Origin of the sequence: Streptomyces sp. NPDC056948 (genome assembly GCF_042674225.1) — a bacterium.
GTDB classification, from domain to species: Bacteria; Actinomycetota; Actinomycetes; order Streptomycetales; family Streptomycetaceae; genus Streptomyces; species Streptomyces purpurascens.
The window spans coordinates 1-8,959 of record NZ_JBHUQX010000389.1; the positions used below are offsets into that span (position 1 = coordinate 1).

Sequence of the window (8,959 nt, forward strand, 5' to 3'; positions counted from 1 at the left end):
GGACCGGGCCCGGCCGTGCGCACTGGCTGCGCGTGGCCCGTGAGACGGCGGACGACCTGGCCACGGACGCGGTGGCCAGGGACCACGCAGGCAAGCCCCCGTTCGACGAGGTGTCCCGGCTGCGCGAGTCGGGCCTGCTGACCCTCCTGATACCGGCCGGGCTCGGGGGCGGCGGTGCGGACTGGCCCACGGCGTACGCCGTGGTCCGGGAGATCGCGGCGGCCGACGGTGCGATCGGCCAACTGCTCGGCTGTCACTACTTCATGTCGTGGAGCGCCCGGTTCTTCACGGACCCCGCTGTCGCCGCCCGGCTGGAACTGCGCTCCGCAGCGGAGCAGTGGTGTTGGGGCGGTGGTCTGGCGCGGCAGGAACCCGCTCTGGCGCTCGCCAGGAACGCGCAGGGGTATGTGCTGAACGGCCGGCAGAACTACGCCGCCGGCGTCCTGGTCGCCGACCGCCTCGCCGTGCGGGCCGTACGGGCCGACACCGGCGAGCCGCTCGCCGTCGTGATCGATCCCGCCCTCCAGGGCGTGGTGATCGACGGCGACGCCGACCCCTTCGGGCAACGGCTCGCGGCAGGCGGAAGCGCGGAGTTCGACGCCGTACGGGTCTCCGCCGACGATGTGCTGGGCTCCCTGGCCGCGGACGAGGACGTCCTGTCGCCCCTGACCGCTCTGGTGTCACCGGTCGGACGTCTTCTTTCGGTGCAGCTCCGGCTCGGCATGGCCGAGGGCGTGCTCGCCGAAGCCCGTGAGTACAGCAGGACCGGCCACTCCCACTGGCACCCGGACTGGCCGGTCGGCTCGCCGCAGGACCCGCAGGTGCTGACCGCGTACGGGGAGCTCACCGTGCTCACCCGCTCCGCGTCCGCACTCGCCGACCAGGCCCGGGATGCCCTGCGCGACGGGCTGGCGCGCGGCGAGGACCTCGCCTACGAGGAGTACGCGGAGATCTCCGTGCTCGTCGCCATGGCCGAAGCCGCCGCGTCCAAGGCCGTGCAGGAGACCACCGCCCGCGCCCTCGACATCATCGGCGCCCGCTCCGCGTCCGCACGGCTGGGCTTCGACCGCTTCTGGCGCAATGCCCGGACCCACACCCTGTACGAGCCCGTCACCCACCGGCTCCGCGACGTCGGCGACTACTTCCTCAACGGCGCGCACCCTCCTTTCGTCCTGCCTGTCTGACCAAGGCGGGGCAGCTACGGCTGTCCGGCCTCGGCGTCCGTGCCGAGCAGTGTGTTGACCCGCCGCAGGACGTCGAGCTGTGCGGGGTTGTACAGGTCTCTGAGGGCCTTCCCGATCGTCTTCTTGGCGAAGGCCTCGCCGTGCGGGGCGTCGGTGGCCGGGGCGCGCAGGTCCGGGTGCTCGTCGAACGCCTCTCGGGCGTAGGGCACCAGGCGCTCGGCGATGCCCTGGCGGGTCCGCTCGTCGGCGTCGGCGGGCAGTGCCTCGAACTCCTTGCTCACGGGGCCGTCGGTTTGGTTCCCCATCATGTCCGCCCAGGCCTGCCGAGCGGCCGGGCCGAGGACCCGCGTCATCACCAGGAACAGGGACCGGTCGGACTCGGACATCCCTGCCCGGGCGGCCGGGGCGAACTCGGGCGGCAGGTCGGCGGGCAACGACTGGCGCAGGATCAGGCCGAGTTCGACACGGACGCGCTGGAGGCGTTCGAATGATGGCCGCGAGTTCGGCGTCGAGGGTGCGCAGGGCATCTTCCGGGTGGTTGTCGACGTCGCCCATGGCGGCGATCTGGGACAGCGAGAACCCGAGGTCGGTGAGGCGTTTGATGCGCAGCAGCCGGACCAGATGCGCGACGCCGTACCGCTTGTAGCCGTTGGCGCGACGCTCGGGCTCCGCCAGCAGTCCGACCTCGTGGTAGTGCCGGACCGCCCGCAGACTGGTGCCGGCGAGTTCGGCGATCTCTCGAGTGCTCCAGGCCATATGTGCAGTCCACACCGTGCCGTGGCGGCATGGTCAAGAGCTACGTCGAAACGGTTCGTGCCACGAGCCACAAAGGGCTTGAGTGTGCCGTGGCGGCACAGTGTCCCGTGGGCGGTGGCAGCGCTCGATCGACGGATCCACGGCACGGCCGTGGCCGAACTCCGCCGACCCGGAAAGGACCCCGCGACATGACCCGGCTCACCGACGCCGACCACGACCATGACGCCGTCAGTCCGCCGGAGGGCGGTTACCTGGTCGACCGTCTCTCCACGCCCGCCGTCCCGCCCCGTACGCGGGTGGTCGGCGGGGACGGGGCAGGTTCTCGTCGAGCTGGAGGCCCCGGACACCGCCGGGCTCGAGGCCCTCGGCTGGGCCCCGCCCGAGCGGTTCCGCGCCACCGCCGCCGACGGCAGGACCCCCGTCTACGGGCTGCTGTGGCGCCCGCACGGCTTCGACCCCGAGTGCCGCTACCCCGTGATCGACCACATCTACCCCGGGCCTCAGGTGCACCGGGCAGGTCCGTCGTTCAACGTTTTCCTCCAGGGCGGTTCGACTCGGCCCGACGCCGCACAGCGGTCGACCACACCCACCTTGACGGCACGTCAGATCACCCGGCGACTCTCCACACCTGAGGAACCGTCATTACGGCACGCAGTATCACCGACCGCCTGGGCGGCCTCGCCTTCGGCGGCTACTGCAACCCCGAGCAGTGGGACGAGCCGGTCTGGAAGGAGGACGACGAACTCATGTGCCGGGCCAGGGTCAACCTGGCCACCCTCGGAGTCTTCTCCTGGGCCCTGCTCGAACCCGAGCAAGGACGCTACGACTTCTTCTGGCTCGACGCCCACATCGAACGCCTGCACGCGAACGGCGTGGCCGTCGACCTCGCCACCCCGACGGCCTCCCCTCCGCCGTGGTTCACCCTGGCCCACCCCGAGGCACTGGCGGTCAGGTCCGACGGCACTCGGCTCGTCCACGGCAGCCGCGACACCTACTGCCTCGCCTCGCCCGCCTACCGCAGCGCGGCTCGCCGGATCGCCTCCGCGCTGGCCGAGCGGTACGGCGACCACCCGGCGCTCGCGCTGTGGCACGTGCACAACGAGTACGGCACGCTCTGCTGGTGCGACCATGCGGCGGCCGCGTTCCGGGTGTGGCTGCCCGCCAGGTACGGCTCGCTGGACGCGCTCAACGAGGCGTGGGCACGGCCTTCTGGAGCCAGCGCTACACCTCCTGGGAGCAGGGGTGCTGCCGCCGCGTGCGACGCAGTACCACAAGAACCCTGGCCAGACAGTCGACTTCCACCGCTTCTGGGGCGACGAGATCATCGCCGCCTACTGCGAGCAGCGCGATGCGATCCGCGAGCACAGCGACCGCCCGGTGACGACGAACCTGATGCTGCCCTACTGCCTGCGGCTCAATCTGTGGGCGTTCGCCCGTTTACTCGACAGCGTCAGCTCCGACCAATATCCGTCCGAACCGGGCCTGGACTCCGCCGCCCACGTCGCCTTCTACGCCGACCGCTCCCGCTCCCTGGCCGACGGCCGTCCATGGCTGCTGATGGAGCAAGGCACCAGCTCCGTCTACGACGGCGGTCAGATGATCGGCAAGGAACCCGGGGAGATTCTGCGCCACAGCCTCGGCCACATCGCGCGCGGTTCCGAGGGTGCCCTGTTCTTCCAGTGGCGGCAGTCCCGGGCCGGTGCCGAGACCTGGCACTCGGCGATGCTCCCGCACGCGGGGCCCGACAGCCGTGTCTTCCGCGAGGTCACACAGACCGGCGAAGCGGTCGCCGCGCTCGGGGAGCTGGCGGGATCGACCGTCACCGCTTCCGTGGCCGTCCTCGACGACCCGGACGCCATGTGGGCGCTCGAGGCGGACGGTCTGCCCTCCGCCCGCCTCGACCACCACGCGCCGCTCGCCGAGGCCCACCGGGCGCTGTGGGACGCGGGCGTCACGGTCGACTTCGCCCACCCCGAGCACGAGTTGAGCCGCTACCGGCTGGTCATCGCACCCTCCCTGTTCCTGCTGTCCGACAAGGGTGCCGAGAACCTGCGCCGATACGTCGCCGGCGGCGGGAGACTCCTCGTGCAGCACGCGGCCGGATTCGTCGACGACCGTATGCACGCCCGCCTCGGCGGCTATCCGGCCGAGCCGCTGCGCGAGGCACTGGGCATCCGCGTCGAGGAGCACCGGCCGCTGCGGACGGATCAGCGGATCACCCTGTCGGACGGCTCGGACGGCACCGTCTGGAGCGAGTCCCTGCGCGCCGTAGGCGCCGAAACGCTCGCCGCCTACACCCACGGCATGCTCGCGGACAGGCCGGCACTCACCCAGCACCGCTTCGGCACCGGACAGAGCTGGTATCCCTCGTGACCCTGCCCACCGCGCCCTCCGCGGCGCTGCTCCGCATCACCCGCACGGAACCGGACGCTCCCTGAGCGCCGACCTGCCGCCCACCCGACGAAAGGACGACCGAGGGTGCCCGCCCAGAACCCGCCCGCCCGCGCCACCAACCCCGTGCTCCCCGGGTTCCACCCCGACCCGAGCATCTGCCGTGTCGGCGACGACTACTACCTCGCCTGCTCCAGCTTCGAGTACTTCCCCGGCCTACCCATCTTCCACAGCCGTGACCTGGTGCACTGGCGGCAGATCGGCAACGTCCTGGACCGGCCGGAGCAGTTGCGTCTACCGGCCTCCATGCCGTCCTCGGGCGGCATCTACGCACCCACCCTGCGCCACCACGACGGACGCTTCTGGCTGATCGTCACCAACTGCAGCGAGGGCGGCGGCAATCTGATCGTCACGGCCACCGACCCCGCCGGACCGTGGTCGGAACCCATCTGGGCGCCGGGTGTCCCCGGCATCGATCCCGACCTGGTCTGGGACGAGGACGGCACCTGCTGGTGCACGGTCGCCGGGGTCTCGCAGGTCCGTCTCGACCCGTCCACCGGGCAGACGTACGGAACACCGCACAGGCTCTGGTCCGGCGGGCCAGGCGCCAAGGCCCCGGAGGCGCCGCACCTGTACCGGATCGGCGACCACTGGTACCTGCTCATCGCCGAGGGCGGCACCGAGCGCGGCCACGGTGTCTCGATCGCCCGCGGCCGTACGCCGACCGGCCCGTTCGAGCCGTGCCCGGCCAACCCGATCCTCACCCACCGGGGCACCGACCACCCCGTCCAGAACACCGGGCACGCCGATCTGGTCCAAGGCCCCGACGGCTCCTGGTGGATGGTGCTGCTCGGCGTCCGGCCGGGCGGCGGCACGCCGGGCTGGCACGTGCTCGGCCGGGAGACCTTCCTCGCTCCCGTGACCTGGGAGGACGACTGGCCGGTCGTCGGCGAGGTCGCACTGGACCTGCCCGAGCTCCCGTGGCCGCTCTCCCCCAGCCCTGTCGAGGAGCACCGGGACGACTTCGAGTTCAGCGAGCTGCGGCCGTCCTGGATCTCCGTACGCGACCGGCCCGCCGAACACTGCACCACCAAGGAGCGCCCCGGGTGGCTGACGCTCCGCGCGCGGGGCGGCTCCCTGGACGAGCCCGACGTGGTGTTCACCGGCCGGCGCCAGCAGCACCTCTCCTGCCGGGCACGCACCCTGGTCGACCCGGGGCAGGGGCGCGGCGGCCTCGCCGTTCGGCTCGACGAGCGGCACCACTACGCGATCGAGGTGTCCGGCACGCGGGTGCGGGTGGTCGCGCGCGTCGGCTCCCTGCGCACGGTCGTGGCCGCGCGGTCCGTGCCCGCCGGGCCTGTGGTCCTTGCCGTCACGATCACGGAACCGCCGTCTCCACACGGGCCGTGCACCGGACCCGATGTCGTCTCCCTCGGCACCGAGCAGCCCGACGGCACCTTCACCGAGCTCGCGACCCTCGACGGCCGCTACCTGTCGACCGAGGTCGCCGGCGGCTTCACCGGTCGGGTCATCGGCATGTACGCCGCGGCAGGCACCGTCCACTTCGACTGGTTCGACTACGAGCCCCTCGACCGCTGAACCCACCCTCCGAAAGGCACGACCGACCGAAAGGGACAACACATGAAGGACATACGACAACCCGCACACCACCGCAGCCGCAGACGCATGGCCGGCCTGCTGATGGCGCTCCTCGTCATCCTGGGAATGGCCGGCAGTACCGCGCTCGCCGCGCCCGGCGGCACCGCACAGCAGACAGGATCCACGGTCAGAGTTCCGCACCGTGCCACGGACGCCGTCGCCGCGATGCAGCCCAGCTGGAACCTGGGCAACACCCTGGACGCGATTCCGGACGAGACGTCCTGGGGCAACCCCAAGGCCACCAGGGAGCTGTTCCGGACCATTCGGGCGCAGGGCTTCCGGAGCGTCCGCATCCCGGTGACCTGGAATGACCACCATTCCGCCACCGCGCCCTACACCTTCGACGCCGCGTACATGAGCCGCGTCAGGCAGGTGGTCGACTGGGCACAGGCCGAGAACCTCTACGTCGTGCTCAACGTCCACCACGACTCATGGCAGTGGATTTCGAAGATCGCCACCAACCACGACAACGTGGTCGCCCGCTTCAACGCCCTGTGGACCCAGATCTCCGCGGCGTTCCGGGACGAGCCGCGCACCCTGCTCCTGGAAGGCGTCAACGAACCGACCTTCGACGACGCAACGGCCGCGCAGAAGACCCAGTTCATGGACGAGCTGAACACCTCGTTCCACAGAATCGTCCGCGCTTCGGGCGGCGGGAACAAGGACCGCCTGCTCGTTCTGACCACCCAGGTCGGCACCCCCTCCCAGGGCCTCATGGACGACCTGTACACCACGATCAGCGGGCTGCGCGACAGGAACCTGGTCGCCACCGTGCACTACTACAGCTGGTACCCGTTCAGCGTGAACATCGCCGGCGGCACCCGGTACGGCGATGACGCCCGCAACGACGCGTACGACGCCTTCGCCCGCATGCACAACACCTTCGTCGCCAAGGGCATCCCCGTCTACCTCGGCGAGTACGGCCTGCTCGCCTATCCCGACGACAACCACCCCTCCCGCATCGAGCGGGGCGAGGCGCTGAAGTACTACGAGCACGTCGGACACCTGGCGCGCGTCGCCGGTGTCACCACCGCCCTGTGGGACCCCGGCTTCGCCTACCTGAACCGGGAGACCCTGAAGTCGCGCGACCCCGCCCTCTTCGCCTGGATCAAGTCGAGCTGGACCACCCGCTCGGGAACCGCCTCCTTCGACAAGGTCTTCGTGGCGAAGTCGAGCCGGATCACGGCCCAGTCGCTCACACTCGACCCGAACGGCACCAAGTTCCGGGGGCTGTGGCACGGCGACACCAAGCTGGCCGAGGGCCGGGACTACACCGTCTTCGAGGATCGGCTGACTCTGACGGCAGCGGCCCTGACCCGGCTGACCGGCGACCGCGACCACGGGGTCAACGCGACGCTCCAGGCCCGGTTCTCCAAGGGCCTGCCGTGGCAGATCGACGTGGTCACCTACGACACTCCGGTGCTGTCGGACGCTACGGGCACGGCCGCGAAGTTCACCCTTCCCACGAAGTACCAGGGAGACGATCTGGCGACCATGCACGCCACGTACGCCGACGGCACCAACGCCGGCCAGACCGGCTGGACTCCGTACCAGGAGTTCAACGCGGCCTTCTCGCCGGACTACCGGAACGGGACGATCATCCTGACCCCGGAATTCCTCAAGGCACTGCGTGACGGCGAACCGGCGACGCTGACCTTCCACTTCCACAGTGGGGCCAAGGTGAAGTACAAGGTCACGAAGTCCGGAGACTCGGTCACCGGTACGGCTGTCAAGGAATCCTGACCGACAGGCCCCTCGCCCTGGTTGCCCACGTCCCGGGCAACCAGTGCACCGGCGTCTCCGCGCGCCGCCTCACTCCTCTTTCGGCGGCGCCGTGCTCTCCCGGACGGCCAGCGTGGTGGCGATCTCCAGCCCCACCTGCGGCACCTGCTCACCCCGCCCGAGCGCCAGAGCCAGCTCGGTGGCGGCCGTCGCCATCTCGGCCAGCGGCTGATGGACCGTGGTCAAAGGCGGATCCATCCAGGCCACGGCCGGTACGTCATCGAAACCCACCACGCTGAGATCGTGCGGGATGCGCAGGCCCAGCTCGCGCGCGGCCTGGTAGACACCGAGCGCCTGCATGTCGTTGGCGGTGAACACGGCGGTGGGGCGATCGGCGCGGGACAGCAGCTCCCGCGCCGCGGCGTACCCGTGCTCGCGCGTGAGCTGGGTCTTCACCACCAGGCCGGGCTCCACGGGCAGTCCGGCTTCCGCGAGAGCGGACGAGTAGCCGGACAGCCGGGCGAGGCAGAAGGGGTGATCAGGCCCGCTGATCACGGCGATGCGCCGGTGCCCCAGCCCGACCAGATGCCGGGTCGCGGACTGCCCGCCCCTCCAGTTCGTGGCACCCACGAACGGCACGTCGTCGGGCAGCTCGTCGATCGGGTCGAAGACGACGAACGGGATGCCCTTGGCCGCCAGTTGCTCCCGCTCGGCCTCCGAGAGCCGCGCGACCGACAGGACGCATCGAGGGCGCCGGCCGACCGTGTCGTCGACGGACATGCCCACCGTGTCATGGAGCCCGAACTCCGACACCAGCACACCGATCCGGTCCCTGCGGGCCACCCGCTCGACACCGCGGATGATCTCCACGGCCCACATGCTCTCCAGCTCGCGGAACACGAGCTCCACCAGGTTGCTCCGGCTCTTCGGGGGCTCGCGGTAACCGTACTGATGGATCAGTTCCTCGACACGGGCCCGGGTCTCGTCCGACACCCCCGACCGGCCGTTGAGCACCTTCGACACGGTGGGTACGGAGACGCCCGCGGACTCGGCGATGTAAGCGATCGTCACCGACGCGGGTCCCCCGCCGCGCTCGCCGTGGTCCTCCGTCGAGGGTCTTCCCGCTCGGTTCTCCGGTACGGTCGCCTTTCCCCATCCCCTCGCCTGCTGCGGCCACCATTCTCGCAGTCGGCAGCGGAAGCCACGAGGTGCATGGGACACAGCCTCCGATCGCAGGTCGTGCCGTC

Annotated in this window: 6 protein-coding genes and 2 pseudogenes; 5 read left to right on the forward strand and 3 right to left on the reverse strand. The window is 70.8% G+C overall.

Annotated elements, in window-relative coordinates; translation table 11 throughout:
* The coding region (locus ACFTZL_RS35435; protein ID WP_382591615.1) for an acyl-CoA dehydrogenase family protein at nt 1-1,184 on the forward strand (1,184 nt) is incomplete at its 5' end.
* 14 nt (nt 1,185-1,198) lie between these two features.
* Here ACFTZL_RS35435 and ACFTZL_RS35440 read toward each other — a convergent pair.
* The gene (locus ACFTZL_RS35440; RefSeq protein ID WP_382591618.1) at nt 1,199-1,711 is read right to left on the reverse strand and encodes a hypothetical protein; all 513 of its coding nucleotides are present in this window, start codon (nt 1,709-1,711) and stop codon (nt 1,199-1,201) included.
* Between the two features lie 88 nt (nt 1,712-1,799).
* A pseudogene (locus ACFTZL_RS35445) lies at nt 1,800-1,940 on the reverse strand (MerR family DNA-binding transcriptional regulator); the annotation flags it as partial.
* Nucleotides 1,941-2,686: 746 nt separating this feature from the next.
* Between ACFTZL_RS35445 and ACFTZL_RS35450 the strand changes: the two are divergent.
* From ACFTZL_RS35450 to ACFTZL_RS35465, 4 genes and pseudogenes are all read left to right on the forward strand, one after another.
* A pseudogene (locus tag ACFTZL_RS35450) lies at nt 2,687-3,082 on the forward strand (beta-galactosidase); the annotation flags it as partial.
* Between the two features lie 100 nt (nt 3,083-3,182).
* Nucleotides 3,183-4,313: a beta-galactosidase gene (locus tag ACFTZL_RS35455; protein ID WP_382591621.1), complete on the forward strand. Its 1,131-nt coding sequence runs from the start codon at nt 3,183-3,185 to the stop codon at nt 4,311-4,313.
* A 105-nt stretch (nt 4,314-4,418) separates the two neighbouring features.
* Complete coding sequence (locus ACFTZL_RS35460) at nt 4,419-5,930, forward strand: glycoside hydrolase family 43 protein (RefSeq protein ID WP_382591623.1); 1,512 nt, start codon at nt 4,419-4,421, stop codon at nt 5,928-5,930.
* Between the two features lie 42 nt (nt 5,931-5,972).
* Nucleotides 5,973-7,733, forward strand: coding sequence for a cellulase family glycosylhydrolase (locus ACFTZL_RS35465; RefSeq protein WP_382591626.1), 1,761 nt, complete (start codon nt 5,973-5,975; stop codon nt 7,731-7,733).
* A 69-nt stretch (nt 7,734-7,802) separates the two neighbouring features.
* Here ACFTZL_RS35465 and ACFTZL_RS35470 read toward each other — a convergent pair whose 3' ends face one another.
* On the reverse strand, nt 7,803-8,783 hold the full coding sequence (locus ACFTZL_RS35470) for a LacI family DNA-binding transcriptional regulator (RefSeq protein WP_382591629.1): 981 nt from the start codon (nt 8,781-8,783) through the stop codon (nt 7,803-7,805).
* Nucleotides 8,784-8,959: the final 176 nt, after the last annotated feature.

Bases quoted from the DNA above. Each gene is read 5' to 3' on its own strand.
- ACFTZL_RS35440 (WP_382591618.1), bottom strand. From the start codon at position 1,711: ATGCCCTGCGCACCCTCGACGCCGAACTCGCGGCCATCATTCGAACGC.
- ACFTZL_RS35465 (WP_382591626.1), top strand. From the start codon at position 5,973: ATGAAGGACATACGACAACCCGCACACCACCGCAGCCGCAGACGCATG.